We start from the raw sequence: 17,883 nt of genomic DNA on the forward strand, positions 1-17,883 counted from the left end.
ACCGAAATGGTCTACGGCTTGTCGGATCGTCCGATAATCATGACCGGGCGCGGCCGGTCGCCACCGCGCTCGATCATCGACGGCATTGCACCGCCCGGCCTGCGGCCGCAGCTAGTCGTGCGAAGGACGCGCGAACGGCATCGCGAGCAGGATCCTGGCGGGACGGTCCGAGCGGTTGCGCAGTGCACGCCGCTCGCCCGGCGCGAGGCGGCACGAATCGAACACCTGCAAGTCGACTTCGGCACCATCCGTCTCGACGCACACCTGCCCCTCCAGGACGACGTAGTGCTTCTCGACGCCAGATCCCTCCATCGTCGTGTGCCCGCCGGGCTCGATCGTCGATACGCCGAGCCACAACGATTCGGCCGGACCTGCCTCGCGCCCCTGCAGCCGTACGCAGCGCATCCCGACGTGATTCGGAGGGAAGTAGTCGGGGGCATCCCGAAAGCGCGTCACGTTCATGGCTTGAGCAACACCCGGCTCGCGGTACCGCTGAATACCGTCCGATAGGCGTGCGCTGCATCCGCAAGGTCGAACACCGAGCCGGGATCGATCGGAAACGGCTTCAACACACCTTGCTCGAACGACGGCAACAACCTGTCGAGGATGTTCGCGCAGTGCCGCGTGTCGAGCGCGAGCGTGTCGATCCCGACGTAGGTATGCTGTCCGCGGTAGAACGCGAAGATGTCGAACGGTACCGCGCGCTCGATCGTCGAGATGAGGATCTGCGTGCCGCACACGGCCATCGCGCGATTCGCACGCTCGAAGTACGGACTCCCGACCGTGTTGTAGACGATGTTGGCGCCGCGGCCCGCCGTCATCTCGAGCACGAGTTCGTCGAACGGCTCCGCGGATGCGTTGATCATCGTCACGTCGCCGCTGGCGTGCCCGACGTACGACGGATCGTCTCGCACCACGCCGATCACTTCCGCCCCCGCCATGGTCGCCAGCTGGACGGTCGCTTGCCCGACCTTGCCGTTCGCACCCAGCACGAGCACGACGTCGCCGCGCCGCACGCCGCCGGCGCGGTGCAGGCCCTCGAATGCCGTGACGAACGGCACGCCGATCGAGCCCGCCTCGTCCATCGTCAGGTTTGCCGGTTTCTCGCGCACGGTATGTACCGGCACGACGAGATGGCTCGCGTGCGTGCCGTCGCGCCGGATGCCGAGTTCGCCGCTGCTGCCCCACACCGCCTTGCCGATCAGGTCCGGCGGACCGTCGATCACGCGTCCCGCGTAATCGCGGCCCGGCGTGCGCGGCCACACCGCGTGCGGCATGAAGCCGAGCACGGCCTTGACATCGCTCGGGTTGACGCCCGCGCTCTCGATTGCGATCACGCAGTCGGTCGCATCGATCCGCGGCACGGGCTGCGTGTCGATGTGCAGCGCGAGCGCGTTGATATCAGTACTTTTCTGCTGGACGCGAATGCATTTCATGCTCGATGGCCTCATGGAAAATTCGGATTCCGGCGCACGACACGATGACCGTCGGCCGATCGTGCCGGCGTGCGCCGTTGCCGCATGTCGTTCGCAGCGTTGCGCTCAGGACGCGAGACCGAGGCTCGCGCGCGCATCGCGGCACGTCGCGATCTCGCCGCCGAGCAGCGTGACGATCTCGCGGGCCCGCGCGACAAGCGCCGCATTGTTCTCGGCGAGCACGCCCTTCTCGATATAGATGTTGTCCTCGAGGCCGACGCGCACGTGCCCGCCCGCGAGCCATGCCTGCGCGACGATCGGAAACTCGAAGCGCCCGATGCCGAAGGCGGACCATATCGCACCCGGAGGCAGCAGCCCGCGCGCATACAGCAGCGTTTCGGGCGACGCGGCGAAGCCGTACTTGACGCCGCCGACGAACGTCCACAGGCCGGGGCCGTCGAGCACGCCGCTCGCCATCAGGTCGTGCGCCAGGTGGATATCGCCGGAGTCGAAGATCTCGAGTTCCGGCTTGACGCCGGCACGGCGTATCACCTCGGCCATCCGCGTGACGCTCTTCGGCGTGTTGATGACGACCTCGGCCCCCGAATTCATCGTGTTCAGGTCGAGGCTGCAGATATCGGGCTTCAGCGCGAGAATGTGCTCCACCCGCCGTTCGGGCGGCAGGAGCGTGGTGCCGGGAGCGGCCACCCGCGGGTCGTCGTCGCTCGGAATGAAACGTCCGCCCGGGCCTGTCGTCAGATTGATGATCAACTCGCGATCGACCGCGCGAATTCGCTCGACGACGTCGCGATAGAGTTCGATGTCCATCGACGGCCTGCCGGTGGCCGGATCGCGGACGTGGATGTGCACGACGGCGGCACCGGCCTGCGCGGCTTCGAGCGACGCGTTCGCGATCTGCTCGGGCGTGACCGGCAGCCCCGGATGCTGGTCGGGCCGCGTGATGTTGCCCGTGACGGCGCACGTAATGATGGTCTTGCGAGCATGCATGAGAAGCGCTCCTGGCAATCAGTTCAGACGGCGGCCGCCATCGACGACGATCGTGGTGCCGGTAGTGAACGTGAGCGTCGTCGCACACGCGACGATGGCGGCCGCGACATCGTCCGGTGCACCGATCCTGCGCAGCGGTGTCGTCGCCGCGGCCTTCTCGTTGAAATCGTCGCCGCGCCCCGGAACGAACTGCGTATCCACGACGCCGGGAGACACGTTCACGACGCGAATGCGCGGCGCCAGCGCGCGTCCGAGCGACAACGCCATCACGTCGATCCCCGCCTTCGCCGCGCAGTACGCCACGTTGCTGCCATTGCCCGTCGTCCCCGAGATCGACGACACGTTCACGACCAGCCCGTCGCCCGATTCGTCGAGCAGCGCGCGAAATGCCCGGATCGCCGCGAACTGGCCGCGCCAGTTGACCTTCATGATCTCGTCGATCAGGTCGTCCGTCAGCGCGTCGAGGTCCGCATGCCGGACCGGCTTCGTGAAGCCGGCGGCATTCACCAGGACGTCGGCCCGCCCGTAACGCGTGCGCACGTCGTCGGCAAGCGCGGCGAGCGTCGCGCTGTCGGTGATCGTCGCGATCGCGCCCGAGTGCCCTTCGCCGGGCAGCTTGTCGGCGATGTGCCGCGCGGCGTCGAGGTCGCTTCGTCCGACGACGACGACGCGCGCGCCCGCTTCGGCGAACTGCATGGCGGTCGCGAAACCGATGCCGCCGGTGCCGCCGAGAATGACGGCGACTTTATCGTTCAGATTGCGTGACACGGCCTGCTCCTGTTCAGTCGATTGGCGGCGTCGGGTACGTCGGCGTGCCGTCAGCCATCACGAATTCGAAATCGAGCGTGTAATACGCGTCGCCCGTTTCCGCGTGCGGCCCCGTCCCGGGCTCGTGACGCTCGAACGTGCCGACGAGGCGACGATTCACACCGAACACGACATCCGAGTCGAGATGCTCCGAATCATCGGCGAACACCTGCGACACCAGCGTCGCATGACCTTCCGCGACGATCACGAAATGGATGTGCGCGGGTCGATACGGATGGCGGCCCTGCGCGGCGAGCAGCGTGCCGACGGGGCCGTCGACGGGCACCGGGTAACCGGCGGGGCGCACGGTCCGAAAGTTGAAACGCCCGTGCGCGTCGGTATGAAAGCGACCGCGCAAATTGCGGTCGGGCTGCTCCGGATCCTGGTTCTCGTAGAGACCGACGGGCGATGCCTGCCACACATCGACCACCGCGTTCGCGACCGGCCGGCCCGACACGTCGAGCACACGACCGCGCATGAAAAGCGGCGAGCCGGGCGACCCGGGGCTTGCGATCGACCGGCCATCCTCGTAGACCGGCGAACCGCCGCGGTAGAACGGCCCTAGCAACGCGCCCGGCGTGCGATCGGTCGCGTCGGAATTGTTCAGCAATGCGACCAGCGTCGAAAAGCCGAGGACATCCGACAGCAGCACGACCTCGTTGTGGCGCTCGTTGCATGCGTGCCCCGCGGCCCGGATGAACGACAGGCCGCGCTCGAACTCCTCGTCCGTCAGCTTGACCTGCTTCAGGAACGCATGGCCGTGATCGACCAATGCATCGATGATCTCCTTCAGTCGGGCGTCCCGGGTTCCCGCCATCGCCGCCTTGACGATCGCGGTAACGGACGCGGGATCGTCGGTAATCGCACTCAATGTTGCCTGCTCCGTCATGATACCCTCCATGCAACCGTTTGCATAAGTTGATGCAATAGTACCTGCCTGACCGTAACAGGCTAGAGAGCGTTAACCCTGAATTTCGGCAATTTTTCAGTGAATATGGGTATGCTTCGCTTTGCAACCGTTTGCACCCAATCGAGCGAGAATGGACGCGGAGCCTGTCGGTTGCATCGCGCCAGCATGCACGGGAGGCCGCGGGCGGACGCCGTCACCCGCCACGCCACGCCGGGGCGCGGATACGGCGCCGGATCGTCATTGCCCGGGCGCGGACGCGCCGGCGGCAGCCTTCTGTGCATCGGCCTTGTGTTCCGCCCTTTGGAGGCTCTGCGGATAGTGATCGTCCTTGCTTACGCGATAACCGTTCTTCTCGAGCGCACTCAGTTCCTGGTTACGCTTCAGGCGAGCCTGCTTGCGCTGTGCCTTGCGTTGCGCTTTCAGTTCCTGCTTCGACATCGGTGCACTGGCCGCTGCCGGAGCGGCATCCGAATCCTGCGCGTACGCGGCCGGCGCACCCAGCAGCGCAACACCCGTCAGCACTGCAAGCGCGAGCGGCATCATGCCGGACTTGATCATGTCGATTCTCCTTTTTCGTCGACGAGCGAATGTCACGGTTCCGCGTGCCCGCCCCTCTCGATCCGCATCGTCCGCGGTTCCGGCCGAGGCCACGCCTATAAAACTTACATGACGGCGAGACGGATGTTCTTAAGATCACCTGAATTTTCCTGATCGATGACGACAACGACAGCAGGCCGCCCGGCGCACGGGCAACACGCCGTATCGCCCGCCGTGCGCTGCTCACGGGACACGACGATCGCCGAATGCACGCCGGACATGCACACACCATTGCGCTGAGGAAAGCGGAATTGAAACTGTCACTCGAAGCCCTCGAAGCCCTGGATGCGATCGACCGGACGCATTCGTTCGCCGATGCGGCTACCTTGCTGCACCGCGTGCCTTCGACCCTCAGCTATCTCGTGCAGAAGATCGAGAGCGATCTCGGTGTCGTCCTGTTCGATCGCAGCGGCCGCCGCGCGAGGCTGACACACGCGGGGCGTGTCGTCGTCGAGGAGGGCCGCCGGCTGCTCGCGGCCGCCGAGCAGCTCGAACTGCGAGCGCGCCGGATCCAGGACGGCTGGGAGACCGAATTGCACGTGTGCGTCGACGAAGTGCTGCCGTTCGCAGGATTCTGGCCGTACGTGCATGAATTCGACGCGCTCGAAATGGACACGCGCCTGCGCTTGTCGACGGGCGTGCTCGGCGGAACGTGGGATGCGCTCGTCTCGGGACGCGCGGATCTCGTCGTCGGCGCGACCGGCGAGCCGCCCGCGCTGACGGACATCGTCGCGCGCCCGATCGGCACGTTGCGTTACGTGTTCGCGGTCGCGCCGCATCACCCTCTGGCAACGATGCCTGAACCGCTCACGCTCCTCGCCGTGACGCAATTTCGATGCGCGGTGGTCGAAGGCCCCTCGCGCGAATCGCTGCTGCGGTCGGCGGCGTTCCAACCGTCCCAGCCCTACCTCGCGGTGCCGACCCTCGAGATCAAGCTCGCGGTGCTGTGCGAAGGGCTCGCCGTCGGCGCGCTACCCGCGGGCCTGGCCGCCCGCGCGATCGAGGAAGGCAAGCTCGTAACGCGCCAGGTGACCGGGATGCGAGAAACGACGCCATGCTATCTGGCATGGCGCGACGACGAAGCCGGACGCGCGCTGCGATGGTGGCGCGACAAGTTCGACCACCGGGATCTGCTCGAGCAATTCATTGCGCTGCAGTAAGCACGAGAAACTCGGTCGATCGGCGTATCGTTCGACGCATCATTCGCCTTTTCGAACAAGCACGGCATCGCTCGAACGATGCCACGCGCTGTTCCCGCGCCGATACTTCGAACGTTTCGATCGAATCAATCCGGTTTTTCGAAATGACATCCGGATAATCTGAATTGCACGTTCGAGCAATCATGTTTTACCAGCATGGGGATGCAGTCTCGGCTACACTGTTCTTACCGGTGACTGACAGGAAGGTTGAGATCGCCATACGCATCCGCATCGGAGGTAAATCACTATGGAATCCTTTATTAATACATTCGCAATCGCCGCGATGATCGCCATTCCCGCCGTGTCGTTCGCCCAACCGCAGAATCCGGCGAAGACCCGCACGGAAGTTCGCAACGAGCTGATCCAGATCGAGACGGCGGGTTACCGGCCGTCCATGGCCAGACGAACGCAATTTCCGGAAAACCTGCAGGCCGCCCAGGCGCGCGTTGCAGCAGTGAACGGCCAGAACGCGGACCGTCAGTGAGCCGGCAGCGGCCGGCGGCACCACCGCGCCCGACGCGCAATGACGAAGCGTTCCGCACATTCACCCGCACTAACGGCAGTCGCCGCCTCCTGATCACCGAAATCGTCGCTCCGGGGCTTGATCCGATTCGCGACCGGCAATCCAGGATGTTGATGAAGATCGTCGAGCGCGCACTTCGAGAGGCGAATGCAGCCGACCGGGTATTTCAATAGATCTTCCCGGATCGGCACCGTGGAGCCTTGGCCGCCGCTAAAGCGGCCGCAAGATCACGTCTCGTTCTTCGAGCGAGCCCGCACCGAGAGAATCTCCCTGTCAATCCCTCTGCGTGCGGGCGCGACGAAGAACGTCGACCGGAATTTCGCGGCCCGTCCCTGTTGCTCAAAAGAATGATGCGACTAGAACGAGTGGCGCATCCCGATCCTTAGTCTGCCGGTGTCGTGGTCGACGACGGCACGAAGCTGTAACCCACCACCGCGTTCACACCGCTCGACGCCTTCACGTAGTCTCCCGACAGATAGACGTCGGTCCGTTTCGACAACAGGTAATGGAGGCCAAGCGCCCCTTCGTTCCCGTGATGGCCTTCGAACGTCGTGTACTGATACCCTCCGATCACGCTGAACGACGGCGTCACCTGCCAGGCTGCACCGCCCTCGCCGACTTTCATTCTCGACGTTTGCCCGCCAGTTGAACCGCGCTCCTTCCACGATTTCCCGTGAGATTGCGCGTAACGGCGGAACGGGCCACTATCGAGCTCTGGAAGCGGATGAGCGAGCCTTGCAGGCTGCTCTGCGACCCAAACGCTGCTTCCTGGAGCAGAACCGGCGCTTGCGCTATGCGGTCGAGCGTAAGCTTTGCCGCGAATGGTCTCCAGAGCAAGTGAGCGGTTGGCTTAAGAACCGATATGCCGATGACGAGGCGATGCGCGTGTCTCACGAGACGGTCTATTGCGGCCAATGCGTCGCTGTCCGCGCTCGGCATCTCGCTCGGCGCGCGGATCATGGGGCGCGCGTGACCGGCCGGCCGCCGTGTGCGGGCTCGATCGTTTGCATCGACCGCCGATTCGTGATTCCAGGTCAAAAATGATTTCGCCGGCGGCCCGTTTTTCCGCGGCGTCGGGATACCTATATTGGCAGCACTCGCAACGACGACGACGTGGTTGCGGTTCACTCGACCCGATAGGTACCCCTGATGAAAACGCTCGTTTCTTCCACGCTTGCCGCACTGATCATCGCCACGCCGGCCGTTTCGTTCGCGCAGCAGCATGACCGCCCGCTGACCCGCGCCGAAGTGAAAGCCGAAATGGCCCGCCTCGCGGCCGTCGGCTATACGCCGGCACTGGACCACAACCAGTATCCGGTCGCGATCCTCGCCGCCGAAAAGCGCGTGCGTGAAAACGCCGTCGCGCAAGCGGCATCGAACACCGCACCGGCAGCCGACACGACCGGCTACGGCAGCGAAGGCACCAGCACCAGCGCATCCGGCCACGCGCTGACGACCAACGGCCGCGCCGCGATCTATCGCGGTCATTGAGCGGCGTCGACGCGCGCGAGCACCTTGCCCGCCACGCGCCCCCGCTCGTCCGTCCCCTCCGCATCGCCGGCCCGAATCGCCTGAACAGGCATTCGGGCCGCGCGTCGTCGCACCGCTTCCCGCATCACGCCCCTGCCGCGCGCATCGTCGCCGCACCGCGCGATTCGTGACTGCGCAGTACAAGTTCTTATGACGCCGCGTCCGTTTATCCATCGCGCGCCACGCACGATACTGCGCACCATCCGGCGCCGTGCGCGTCATTCGATACCCCGAACAACATGAACAGCTACCCAGGATTGAAGCGCTTCGCGCGACCGGCCGTGCTGGCCGCCCTTCCGCTCGCCGCATTGCTCACGTTGACGGGCTGCCGGTCGGACGACACCGCGCCGGCCCCGAAGCCGAACGTGATCGTCAGCGCACCCGTCGCGCGCAACGTGAACGACGTCGACGTCTACACGGGCCGTTTCGAAGCGGTCGACACGGTCGACGTGCGCCCGCGCGTGAGCGGCTATCTCGAACGCGTCGCGTTCCAGGATGGCGCGACCGTGAAAAAAGGCGACCTGCTGTTCGTCATCGATCCGCGCCCGTACCAGGCGGCGGTGACGGCCGCGCAAGGCACGCTCGAGCGCGCGCAGTCGCAACTGAAGCTGAGCCGGCAGGATTTCGAGCGGGCCAGCGTCCTGATCAAGACCGACACCATCGCGCAGAGCCTGTACGACCAGCGCCGCCAGGCCGTGCAAAGCGCGCAGGCCGACGTGACGAGCGCGCAAGGCGCGCTCGAACGCGCGCGGCTCGACCTGTCGTTCACGCGCATCGTCGCGCCGATGTCGGGGCGCATCAGCCGCAAGCGCGTCAGCGAGGGCAACCTCGTGAAGGGCGGCGACAGCGAAGCCACGGTGCTGACGACGATCGTGTCGCAGGACCCGATCGACATCTACTTCGACGTCGACGAGGAAAGCTACCTGCGCTACACGCGCGAAGCCGCGCAACATGGCGGCAGCGCGTCGTCGCGACAGGTGGCGATCGCGCTGCCGGGCGACGCGAAGCCGTCGCTGTCGGGCACGATGGATTTCGTCGACAACCGCCTCGACAATTCGACCGGCACGCTGCGCCAGCGCGCGCGCGTCGCGAATCCGGACGGGCGCCTGAGCCCTGGCCAGTTCGGCCGCGTGTCGCTGTCGAGCCGCGTCGCGCACGCGGCACTGCTCGTGCCGGATTCGGCCGTCGCGACCGACGCGACGCGCCGCGTGCTGTATTTCGTCGACGCGAACGGCACCGTATCGGTGCGCCCGGTGACGCCCGGCCGCCTGTTCGGCAACCTGCGTGAAATCGATGCGGGGCTGAAGGCCGGCGACCGCGTGATCGTCGACGGCTTCCAGCGCGTGCAGGCCGGCGATCAGGTCAATGCGGTGCCGCGCGCGATCGATGCGGCGCAGATGGCGAATGCGACGAATTCCGAAAAAGTTGCGAACGCAACCGCTGCGTCCAGAACCGCGACCGGGAGCGCGCAATGAACCTCGGCCGCCTGTCCGTCCAGCAGCCGGTGCTCGCGATCGTCCTGTCGATCGTGCTGACCATCGCAGGCGCGCTGGCCTATTTCTCGCTCGCGGTGTCCGAGTATCCGGACATCGCGCCGCCGACCGTCGTGATCCAGGCGAGCTACCCGGGTGCGTCCGCGGAAACCGTGTCGCAAACCGTCTCGACCCCGATCGAGCTGGAAGTGAACGGCGTCGAGGACATGCTGTACATGTACAGCCAGGCGACCTCCGACGGCAGCCTGAACATCACCGCGACGTTCAAGCCCGGCACCGACGTCGACAAGGCGCAGGTGCTGGTGCAGAACCGCGTCGCGCTCGCGACGCCGCGCCTGCCCCAGCCCGTGCAGCGCAGCGGCGTGTCGGTCCGCAAGTCGTCGCCGACGCAGCTCGGCACGATCTTCATCTACTCGCCCGACCAGCGCTACGATCCGCTGTACGTGTCGAACTACGCGATCCGCAACGTCGCCGACGTGCTGAAGCGGATCGACGGCGTCGGCGACATCAACCCGCTCGGCGCGCGCGAATACTCGATGCGCATCTGGCTCGACCCGGAACGCGTCGCGTCGTTCGGCCTGAGCCCGCGCGACCTCATCGCCGCGGTGCGCGCGCAGAACACGCAGCTCGCGGGCGGCGTGGTCGCGCAGGCGCCGATCACGAACCAGGCGTTCCAGCCGAACCTGATCTTCGAAGGGCGCCTGAAGCGGCCCGAGGATTTCAGCGACATCGTCGTCAAGCAGGGGCAGGACGGGCGTCTCGTGCGGCTGAAGGACGTCGCGCGCATCGAGGTCGGCGCGCTCGCGTACGCGACCGACAGCTACATGCTGCGCCACCCGACCATCGCGCTGCAGGTGCTGCAGCAGCCCGGCGCGAACGCGGTCGCGACGATGGACGCGGTCGAGAAGAAGATGACCGAGCTCGGCAAGGCGTTCCCGAAGGGCATCGTCTACAACATCGGCTACAACCCGACCGCGTTCATCGGCGACAGCATCCACGAACTCGTGAAGACCATCTACGAGGCGGTCGTGCTCGTGGTGTTCGTCGTGCTGCTGTTCCTGCAGGGCTGGCGGCCTTCGATCATCCCTATCCTGTCGATTCCGGTGTCGCTGGTCGGCACGTTCGCGGCGATGGCCGTGCTCGGCTACTCGATCAACAACCTGACGCTGTTCGGCCTCGTGCTCGCGGTGGGGATCGTCGTCGACAACGCGATCGTCGTGGTCGAGAACGTCGAGCGGCACCTGGCGGCCGGCACCGCGCCGCGCGATGCGACGCTGCTGACCATGAAGGAAGTCGGCGGCGCGCTGTTCGCGATCACGCTGGTGCTGTGCGCGGTGTTCGTGCCGACCTCGTTCATTCCGGGCATCTCCGGCCAGTTCTTCCGCCAGTTCGGCGTGACGATCGCCGTGTCGACCGCGATCTCGTTCTTCACGTCGGTCACGCTCGCGCCCGCGCTGTCCGCGATGATGCTGAAGGCGCACGACTCCGCGCACGATGCGCCGGCGTCGACGTCGCGCACGGTCGCGCTGCTCGCGCCGCTCATGCGCGCGGTGCAGCGTTTCGCGGATGCCTTCAACCGCGTGTTCCAGCGCGTGTCCGACGCCTACGGCGCGCTGGTCAGGAAGCTCGTGCGGATCATTCCCGCGATGAGCGTGCTGTACGTCGTGCTGATCGCGGCGACCGGCTATCTGCTGGTATCGAGCCCGAAGGGCTTCATTCCCGCGCAGGATCGCGGCTACCTGGTGGTGCTGGTGCGCACGCCCGACGGCGCGACGCTCGAACGCACGAGCGCGGTCGCGCGCAAGATCGAGGACATCGCGCTGTCGGTGCCGGGCGTCGCGCGCGTGCCGGTGTTCTCCGGCGTCAACGCAGCCACCGGCACGAATTCGGCGAACAGCGCCGGCCTGTTCCCGGTGTTCAAGCCCTGGCCCGAACGCAAGGCGCAGGGCCTCACCATCGACACGATCGCGGCCGAGCTGCGCAAGCGCCTCGCGGGCATCACCGAAGCGTCGATCGTCGTCGCGATGCCGCCGCCGGTGCAGGGCCTCGGCAGCACGGGCGGCTTCGCGATGCGGCTCGAAGACCGCAACGGCCTCGGCACGGCCGCGCTCGCGAAGGCGACGCAGGATCTCGTCGACGCCGCGAACCGCACGCCCGGCATGGTCGGCGTCTACACGCCCTACTCGGCGACGAGTCCGCAGGTTCACGTCGAGCTCGATCGCGAGAAGGCGGAGATGCTCGGCGTGCCGAGCCAGGAGATCAATGACGCGGTCGAAACGTATTTCGGCTCGACCTACATCAACGACTTCAACATCGTCGGGCGCACCTATCGCGTCACCGCGCAGGCCGACCTGCCGTTCCGCGTGACGGCCTCCGACCTCGGGCGCCTGAAGGTGCGCAACCGCGACGGCGACATGGTGCCGATCGGCAGCGTCACGCGCATCGACGACACGCTCGGCGTCGATCGCGCACCGCGCTACAACCTGTATCCGGCCACCGAGATCAACGGCGATACCGCACCCGGCCTCGGTTCCGGTTTTGCGATCAAGACGATGGAGACGCTCGCGAAGCAGGTGCTGCCGCCGGGCATCTCGTTCGAATGGACCGACTTGTCGTACCAGCAGACCACGGCCGGCAACACGGGGCTGCTCGTGTTCCCGCTGTGCGTGCTGCTCGTCTATCTGGTGCTCGCCGCGCAGTACGGCAGCTGGAGCCTGCCGGTGTCGATCCTGCTGATCGTGCCGATGTGCCTGCTGGCCGCGTCGCTCGGCGTGCGCGCGCTCGGCCAGGACGTGAACATCCTCACGCAGATCGGCTTCATCGTGCTGGTCGGGCTCGCCGCGAAGAACGCGATCCTGATCGTCGAGGTCGCACGGCAGCTCGAGGCCGACGGCAGGGAGCTGGTCGACGCGGTGGTCGACGCGTGCGTGCAGCGGCTGCGCCCGATCGTGATGACGTCGCTCGCGTTCATTCTCGGCGTGCTGCCGCTCGTGATCTCCGAAGGCGCCGGCGCGGAAATGCGCCAGGCGGTCGGCGCGGCCGTGTTCTTCGGGATGATCGGCGTGACGTTCTTCGGGCTGCTGTTCACGCCTGTGTTCTATGTGCTGGTCCGCCGGCTCGCGACACGCAAATCCGGCGTCGCGGCGGCGGCCGCGGAGGTGGTGCAATGAAATTCATCCGACTCGTGGCCGCGCTGTCCGCGGCGGCCGTCCTGACCGCGTGCACGAGCGCGCCGGTCGCCACCGTCGCCCCGCCGCCGCTCGCCGCGACCTACGCGAACGCGGATCTCGTCGCCGCCGGCCCTGCCGCCGCGACCGACGCGTGGTGGCACGGCTTTCACGATCCGATTCTCGACCGGCTGGTCGATCGCGCGCTCGCCAACAACCTCGACCTGAAGGCGGCGGTCGCGCGCATCGACGCGGCGCGCGCGGTACGGATCGGCGCCGCGTCGCAGTGGTTCCCGTCGCTCGATCTGAATGCGGGCGCCGGCCGTCAGCGTCTGTCCGCGTCGCAGGCGTTCCCGACCGACACGCCGACGACCGGCAATGCGTTCGACCTGAATGCGAGCGTCGCGTGGGAAATCGACATCTTCGGGCGCATCCGCCAGGGCGTGTCGGCCGCCGACGCCGACATCGCGTCCGCGCAGAACGACGCGGCGGCCGTGCGGATCGCGACGATCGACGAAACCGTGCGCACCTACGTGACGGTGCGCGGGCTCGAGCAGCGGCTCGCGCTGGTCGAGGCGAACGCAGAGAGTCAGCGCGGCACCGAGGCATCGACGCGGCGCCTGTTCGACGCGGGCGTCGTGCCGATCGCCGACGTCGACCGCGCCGCCGCGCAGGCGGAAACCACGCTCGCCGAGTTGCCCGTGCTGCAGTTGCAGCGGCAGGCCGCGATTCACCGCTTGTCGATCATCACCGCGGCGACGCCGCAGGACGTCTATGCGCAACTCGATCCGCCCGCGCCGGGGCCGGTGTGGACGGCAGCGGCGCCGGGCATCGGCACGCCAGCCGACCTGCTGCGCCGCCGGCCCGACGTGCGCGCCGCCGAAGCGAGGGTCGTCGCCGCGTATGCACGCATCGGCGTGGCCGAAGCCGATCTCAGGCCGCACCTGCAGCTGATCGGCGTGATCGGCGCGGCCGTCGACGGCTTCTCCGGCGCGACGCTCGCGCGTTCGCTCGCCTGGATGGCCGGCGCCGGCGCGAGCGCGCCGCTGTTCGACGGCGGACGGCGCCGCAGCATCGTCGCGTTGCGACGCGCGCAGGCCGATCAGGCCGTCGCCGCCTATCGCTCGACCGTGCTCGGCGCGGTCAGCGATGTCGAAACGTCGCTCGCCGCAACCGCCCGCGATCACAGCCGGACCGAGCGCCTCGAACGCGCGGCGTCGAATGCGCGCGATGCCTATGCGCAGATCAACCGGTCGTGGCGCAGCGGCGAATCGGCGTTCATCGACACGCTGGAGGTGCAGCGCTCGCTGCTCGCGGCCGAGGATTCGCTCGCGCAGGCGCGCACCGACGAGATGCTCGCGCAGGTCAGGCTGATGACCGCGCTCGGGCAGTAGGCGGGTTGGTGCGATGCGGCTGGTGCGGCGCATCGGTCGCGTTGGTCGCGTCGGTCGCCATGAAAAAAGGGCGACGTGCCCGATATCGATCGAACACGTCGCCCTTCGCACGAGACGAGCGGCGGTTTGCGCGCCCCTTCAGTCGATATCGCCGCCTTCCTTCAGCTGTGCGCTCAAGTAGTCCAGAAAACTGACGATGCGCGACGACAGCGTAGCGTTGCGATAGTAGACCGCGTGAATCGGCTGGCGGAATTCGGTCGTGTCGTCGACCAGCACTTCGACGAGGCTGCCGTCGCGGCGATGGGTGCCCGTCATGTAGTCGGCGAGGCACACGATGCCCGCGCCGTTAAGCGCGAGCGTCAGCAGCGTCTCGCCGCTCGACGCCTGCAGCGCGGGATGGATCCGGTATACGTCGCCGTCCGCGGTGCGCAGCGGCCAGTGGTTCAGCGTTTCGGGCTGCACGAAGCCGAGCAGCGTATGGTCCGCGAGATCGGCCACGCGCGTCGGCACGCCGGCCTTCTCCAGGTACGCGGGGCTCGCGAGAATGCGCAGCCGGCTGCTGCCGAGCTTGCGCGCGTGCAGCGTCGAATCGCGCAGCTCGCCGATCCGGATCGCGACGTCGGCGCGCTGTTCGAGCAAGTCGATGATTTCGTCGCTGGTATGCAGTTCGGCCGCGATCGCCGGAAACGCTTCGCGAAAGCCCGGCATCATCGGCGCGATCACGTGCTGCATGAACGGCATCGCCGCGTTGATGCGCAACCGCCCGGCCGGCTTCTCGCGCTGGCTGGCGAGCTGTTCCTCGGCGAATTCGACCGACGCGATGATCTCGCGCGCGTATTCGAGGAACAGCGTGCCCTCTTCCGTCACTTCGAGCCGGCGCGTCGTGCGGCGGATCAGCGTCGTGTCGAGCTTTTCCTCGAGACGCCGCAGGATCCGGCTCATCACCGACGTCGGCTGGTGGAGCTTGTCCGCCGCCCCCGTCAACGAGCCGGTATCGGCGATGGTCACGAATGCGAGCATCTCGTCGAGGGTGGTCTTCATGGTCGGGAATCGGTGACGGTTTCAGAATCGTCACGATAGTGCCGCAGCGCCCGTTTGATAAGCGGGAGCCGGCGCGAATCATAGTTGATTCAGATTCAAGAATGCGCGGCCAATATTGTCCGAGCAATGCGATCGCGGGCCGGGGGGCGCACGCGCCCGGGAGGGCGCGTGTTGCGTGTTGCGTGTTGCGTGTTGCGTGTTGCGTGTTGCGTGTTGCGTGTTGCGTGCTGCGTGCTGCGTGCTGCGTGCTGCGTGCTGCGTGCTGCGTGCTGCGTGCTGCGTGCTGCGTGCTGCGTGCTGCGTGCTGCGAAGCAATTCTGCGGCGTCAGGCCGCGATCGGCATGTCGTGGCGGATCCAGTCCTGCATCGCGCCATGCTGCGGCGCCCAGCCGAGTTCCTGCCGCGCGCGCACGGCTTTCACGCGGCTGTTCGACGCCAGCGAGAAATGCGCGCGCGAGTGGCCGAGCACCTGCTCGGCCTCGGCGATGTCCCACTCGACGACCGACGGCAAACCGAGACGCGCGGCGAGCGCCGCGCCGATGTCCGCGAACGACGCTTCGCCGTTCTCCGCGAAATACAGCGCGCCGGGCGCCGCGTGCCGCATCGCGCGCACGTAGAGATCGGCGACGTCCTCGACATGCACGTTCGACCAGCGGTTCAACCCCTTGCCGATCACGCGGACCGCGCCGGCCTCGCGCGCGATCGCCGCGAGCAGCGGAAGCTGCGCGCTGTCGCGCCGGATGCCGAGCCCGTCGCCGTAGATCATGCTGTTGCAGATCACCGCCGAGCGGATGCCGAGCGTCGCCGCCGACATCACGAGCTGATCGATCGCACGGCGCTCGGGCTTGGCCGGCGCGACGACCGGCGTCGCTTCGTCGAACACCGGCGCGTCGCCGTGCGCGCCCTGTGCGTCGTCCGCGATCACGCTGGTGCCGCTGGTATGCAGGAACGTCTTGCCCGAGCCGCTCAGCGCCGCGACGATCGTCTCGACCGATGCGCGGTGGTCGCTGCTCGCCGCGTTGATCACGCAGTCCGCGTCGCTCGCGAACGCATGCAGCAGCGCCGTGTCGTCGAGCGTGCCGATGACCGGCAAGATGCCGGCTGCCGCGAGTGTCGCGGCCTTCTCGCCGTTGCGCGCCAGCCCGGTGACGACATGCCCTTCCGATACCAGCCGTGCGGCCACCGAGCCGCCGATGTAGCCGGCCGCGCCCGTCACGAATACCTTGATGCCCTTCATCCACCGCTCCGATGGCGAGGCCGCGAAACTGCCCGCGCCTCGCGGAAATGAGTCGGCCCGCGCGCACCGGTGTCGGATGGGCGCGGGCCGTCGATGCCGGCCGTGCGGCGCGTCGAACCTGCGCAACGCGGCCTGTAGCGTCAGTATCGATGCCGCGCGCGGGCGGCGAAAGAGGCGGATCGCGAAAAGAGTTTTGATCCGGGCGGGAAGATCGGCGGCGGCGCCGCGTCAGTGCCGGATCCTCCAGGCTACGGCTTGCCGCCCAGCGACTCGACGATCCGGTACGCAGTCTTCACACGATCCTCGATCGGGAAGCTGCGGTTCGCGAGCATCACGATCGCGAGCCGCTTCGCGGGCACGAACGCGACATAGGTACTGAAGCCGTTGGTCGACCCCGTCTTGTTGATCCACGCGTCCGGGCGCGGTGCGAGCGGCGGCTTGAGTTCGATCGCGGGCGTCGCGTCGTGAAGCATCGGCGGCGCATTCCCCGCGAGCAGCGTCGGCAATGCGACCGGATACGGATACTGTTCCCAGATCAGGTCCTGCGTGAACGGCCCCGCGTGGAAATAGCCGGTGTGCGTGCGTTCGAGCGCACGCTGCAACCGCGGCGCCGTTTCGACGAGCCCCATGTTCGCCTGCACGAAGCGCAACAGGTCGGCCGCCGTCGTCCTGACGCCGTACGCCGGCTGCCACAGCATGCCGCCCGTCATCCGGATCGGCTTGCCGTCCTGCGTATAACCCTGCGCATAGTCGGCCTGGCGCGCGGCGGGCACGTTGATGTAGGTGTGCGCCATCCCGAGCGCGGGAAACAGCCGCTGTTCCATCAGCCCCGCGAAGTCGCGGTTCATCGCCATCGCGGTGAGCTGCCCGAGCATCCCGATCGCCACGTTCGAATAGGTGCGCCGCGTGCCCGGCGCGTACGCGGGGCGCCACGCGTCGAGATAGCGCATCAGGCCCGCGTCGTCACGGATGCTGTCGGGCACCTGCAGCGGCATCCCGCCGGGCGTGTGCGTGCCGAGCTCGAGCAGCGTCACGCGGCCGAACGGCTTGCCCCGCAGCGCGGGCAGATACTTGCCGGCCGGGTCCGTGAGCGACAGCTCGCCGCCCTCCTGCGCGTCGGATGCGAGCGTCGCGGTCAGCGTCTTGCTGACGGAGCCGATCTCGAACAGCGTGTCGCCGGTCACCGGCTGGCCGGTTTGCGTCGACATCACGCCGTAGTCGAACACATAAGGCTTGCCGTCGGCGACGATGCCGATCGCCATGCCGGGAATGGCGAACTGCTTCATCAGCGGTGCGACGTGGCGGGTTACGGTGTCGTGAATCTCGTCCTGCGTGGCGGCGGCCGCGCGGCCGGCCGTGGTGGCGGCGCATGCGGCGACGAACAGGGTCGCGGCGATGCGGATCGCGTTGAATCGCATGGGTGCGGTTCCTTCGATTTTCAGATGGTTGCATGAACAACGGATTCGGCCGCGCCGCGCGGACGCCGCGCCAGCCGTCCCGTCGAAGCAGGACTATCCGCTGCCGGCCGCCAACCGACAATCGACGATATGTTGCGCGAGCCT

General features: G+C 67.2%; 16 protein-coding genes and 1 pseudogene. 7 read left to right on the plus strand and 10 right to left on the minus strand.

Features of this window, described 5'->3' with window-relative positions; translation table 11 throughout:
• Positions 1 to 111: 111 nt before the first annotated feature.
• The 6 genes from DIE12_RS24405 to DIE12_RS24430 form a co-directional block, all read right to left on the minus strand.
• The gene (locus DIE12_RS24405; protein ID WP_124521163.1) at positions 112 to 462 is read right to left on the minus strand and encodes a cupin domain-containing protein; all 351 of its coding nucleotides are present in this window, start codon (positions 460 to 462) and stop codon (positions 112 to 114) included.
• On the minus strand, positions 459 to 1,436 hold the full coding sequence (locus DIE12_RS24410; RefSeq protein ID WP_124521165.1) for a zinc-binding alcohol dehydrogenase family protein: 978 nt from the start codon (positions 1,434 to 1,436) through the stop codon (positions 459 to 461). The genes DIE12_RS24405 and DIE12_RS24410 overlap by 4 nt, the downstream gene beginning before the upstream one ends.
• 105 nt (positions 1,437 to 1,541) lie before the next feature.
• Complete coding sequence (locus DIE12_RS24415; protein WP_124521167.1) at positions 1,542 to 2,423, minus strand: 3-keto-5-aminohexanoate cleavage protein; 882 nt, start codon at positions 2,421 to 2,423, stop codon at positions 1,542 to 1,544.
• A gap of 18 nt (positions 2,424 to 2,441) precedes the next feature.
• Entirely contained in the window at positions 2,442 to 3,191 is a 750-nt protein-coding gene (locus DIE12_RS24420; RefSeq protein ID WP_044847082.1) for an SDR family NAD(P)-dependent oxidoreductase, read from the minus strand.
• Positions 3,192 to 3,204: 13 nt separating this feature from the next.
• On the minus strand, positions 3,205 to 4,119 hold the full coding sequence (locus DIE12_RS24425) for a dioxygenase (RefSeq protein ID WP_260427860.1): 915 nt from the start codon (positions 4,117 to 4,119) through the stop codon (positions 3,205 to 3,207).
• 258 nt (positions 4,120 to 4,377) lie between these two features.
• Positions 4,378 to 4,698, minus strand: coding sequence for a hypothetical protein (locus DIE12_RS24430; RefSeq protein ID WP_124521171.1), 321 nt, complete (start codon positions 4,696 to 4,698; stop codon positions 4,378 to 4,380).
• Positions 4,699 to 4,988: 290 nt separating this feature from the next.
• On the opposite strand from DIE12_RS24430, the gene DIE12_RS24435 reads away from it, so the two are divergent.
• Positions 4,989 to 5,897 carry a LysR substrate-binding domain-containing protein gene (locus DIE12_RS24435; RefSeq protein WP_124521173.1) on the plus strand — a complete coding sequence of 303 codons (909 nt, stop codon included), beginning with the start codon at positions 4,989 to 4,991 and terminating at the stop codon, positions 5,895 to 5,897.
• Positions 5,898 to 6,183: 286 nt separating this feature from the next.
• The gene (locus tag DIE12_RS24440) at positions 6,184 to 6,420 is read left to right on the plus strand and encodes a DUF4148 domain-containing protein (protein WP_124521175.1); all 237 of its coding nucleotides are present in this window, start codon (positions 6,184 to 6,186) and stop codon (positions 6,418 to 6,420) included.
• 395 nt (positions 6,421 to 6,815) lie between these two features.
• Here DIE12_RS24440 and DIE12_RS24445 read toward each other — a convergent pair.
• Positions 6,816 to 7,099 (minus strand): annotated as a pseudogene (locus DIE12_RS24445) (porin); the annotation flags it as partial.
• A 5-nt stretch (positions 7,100 to 7,104) separates the two neighbouring features.
• Here DIE12_RS24445 and DIE12_RS24450 point away from each other — a divergent pair.
• From DIE12_RS24450 to DIE12_RS24470, 5 genes are all read left to right on the plus strand, one after another.
• Positions 7,105 to 7,503, plus strand: a complete 399-nt coding sequence (locus DIE12_RS24450; RefSeq protein WP_260427861.1) for a helix-turn-helix domain-containing protein — start codon at positions 7,105 to 7,107, stop codon at positions 7,501 to 7,503.
• 105 nt (positions 7,504 to 7,608) lie between these two features.
• On the plus strand, positions 7,609 to 7,950 hold the full coding sequence (locus DIE12_RS24455; RefSeq protein WP_124521177.1) for a DUF4148 domain-containing protein: 342 nt from the start codon (positions 7,609 to 7,611) through the stop codon (positions 7,948 to 7,950).
• A gap of 278 nt (positions 7,951 to 8,228) precedes the next feature.
• Positions 8,229 to 9,464 (plus strand): efflux RND transporter periplasmic adaptor subunit, encoded by a 1,236-nt coding sequence (locus DIE12_RS24460; protein ID WP_124522888.1) that lies wholly within the window; start codon positions 8,229 to 8,231, stop codon positions 9,462 to 9,464.
• Positions 9,461 to 12,652, plus strand: coding sequence for an efflux RND transporter permease subunit (locus DIE12_RS24465; RefSeq protein WP_124522890.1), 3,192 nt, complete (start codon positions 9,461 to 9,463; stop codon positions 12,650 to 12,652). The genes DIE12_RS24460 and DIE12_RS24465 overlap by 4 nt, the downstream gene beginning before the upstream one ends.
• On the plus strand, positions 12,649 to 14,043 hold the full coding sequence (locus tag DIE12_RS24470; RefSeq protein WP_124521183.1) for an efflux transporter outer membrane subunit: 1,395 nt from the start codon (positions 12,649 to 12,651) through the stop codon (positions 14,041 to 14,043). Before DIE12_RS24465 ends, DIE12_RS24470 begins: the two co-directional genes overlap by 4 nt.
• A 138-nt stretch (positions 14,044 to 14,181) precedes the next feature.
• Here DIE12_RS24470 and DIE12_RS24475 read toward each other — a convergent pair whose 3' ends face one another.
• From DIE12_RS24475 to ampC, 3 genes are all read right to left on the minus strand, one after another.
• Positions 14,182 to 15,084, minus strand: coding sequence for a LysR substrate-binding domain-containing protein (locus DIE12_RS24475; protein ID WP_124521185.1), 903 nt, complete (start codon positions 15,082 to 15,084; stop codon positions 14,182 to 14,184).
• A 325-nt stretch (positions 15,085 to 15,409) separates the two neighbouring features.
• Entirely contained in the window at positions 15,410 to 16,321 is a 912-nt protein-coding gene (locus DIE12_RS24485; RefSeq protein ID WP_124521187.1) for an NAD-dependent epimerase/dehydratase family protein, read from the minus strand.
• Positions 16,322 to 16,569: 248 nt separating this feature from the next.
• Entirely contained in the window at positions 16,570 to 17,739 is a 1,170-nt protein-coding gene (gene ampC, locus DIE12_RS24490) for a class C beta-lactamase (RefSeq protein WP_124521189.1), read from the minus strand.
• Between the last annotated feature and the right edge of the window lie 144 nt (positions 17,740 to 17,883).

It is taken from the genome of Burkholderia sp. Bp9015, assembly GCF_003853505.1.
GTDB lineage: Bacteria > Pseudomonadota > Gammaproteobacteria > Burkholderiales > Burkholderiaceae > Burkholderia.

What these genes read in the sequence shown, in the direction of transcription:
- DIE12_RS24405 (WP_124521163.1), bottom strand. Translation starts at nt 462, where the DNA reads ATGAACGTGACGCGCTTTCGGGATGCCCCCGACTACTTCCCTCCGAAT.
- DIE12_RS24410 (WP_124521165.1), bottom strand. Translation starts at nt 1,436, where the DNA reads ATGAAATGCATTCGCGTCCAGCAGAAAAGTACTGATATCAACGCGCTC.
- DIE12_RS24415 (WP_124521167.1), bottom strand. Translation starts at nt 2,423, where the DNA reads ATGCATGCTCGCAAGACCATCATTACGTGCGCCGTCACGGGCAACATC.
- DIE12_RS24425 (WP_260427860.1), bottom strand. Translation starts at nt 4,119, where the DNA reads ATGACGGAGCAGGCAACATTGAGTGCGATTACCGACGATCCCGCGTCC.
- DIE12_RS24430 (WP_124521171.1), bottom strand. Translation starts at nt 4,698, where the DNA reads ATGATCAAGTCCGGCATGATGCCGCTCGCGCTTGCAGTGCTGACGGGT.
- DIE12_RS24440 (WP_124521175.1), top strand. Translation starts at nt 6,184, where the DNA reads ATGGAATCCTTTATTAATACATTCGCAATCGCCGCGATGATCGCCATT.
- DIE12_RS24455 (WP_124521177.1), top strand. Translation starts at nt 7,609, where the DNA reads ATGAAAACGCTCGTTTCTTCCACGCTTGCCGCACTGATCATCGCCACG.
- DIE12_RS24460 (WP_124522888.1), top strand. Translation starts at nt 8,229, where the DNA reads ATGAACAGCTACCCAGGATTGAAGCGCTTCGCGCGACCGGCCGTGCTG.
- DIE12_RS24465 (WP_124522890.1), top strand. Translation starts at nt 9,461, where the DNA reads ATGAACCTCGGCCGCCTGTCCGTCCAGCAGCCGGTGCTCGCGATCGTC.
- DIE12_RS24470 (WP_124521183.1), top strand. Translation starts at nt 12,649, where the DNA reads ATGAAATTCATCCGACTCGTGGCCGCGCTGTCCGCGGCGGCCGTCCTG.
- DIE12_RS24475 (WP_124521185.1), bottom strand. Translation starts at nt 15,084, where the DNA reads ATGAAGACCACCCTCGACGAGATGCTCGCATTCGTGACCATCGCCGAT.
- DIE12_RS24485 (WP_124521187.1), bottom strand. Translation starts at nt 16,321, where the DNA reads ATGAAGGGCATCAAGGTATTCGTGACGGGCGCGGCCGGCTACATCGGC.
- ampC (WP_124521189.1), bottom strand. Translation starts at nt 17,739, where the DNA reads ATGCGATTCAACGCGATCCGCATCGCCGCGACCCTGTTCGTCGCCGCA.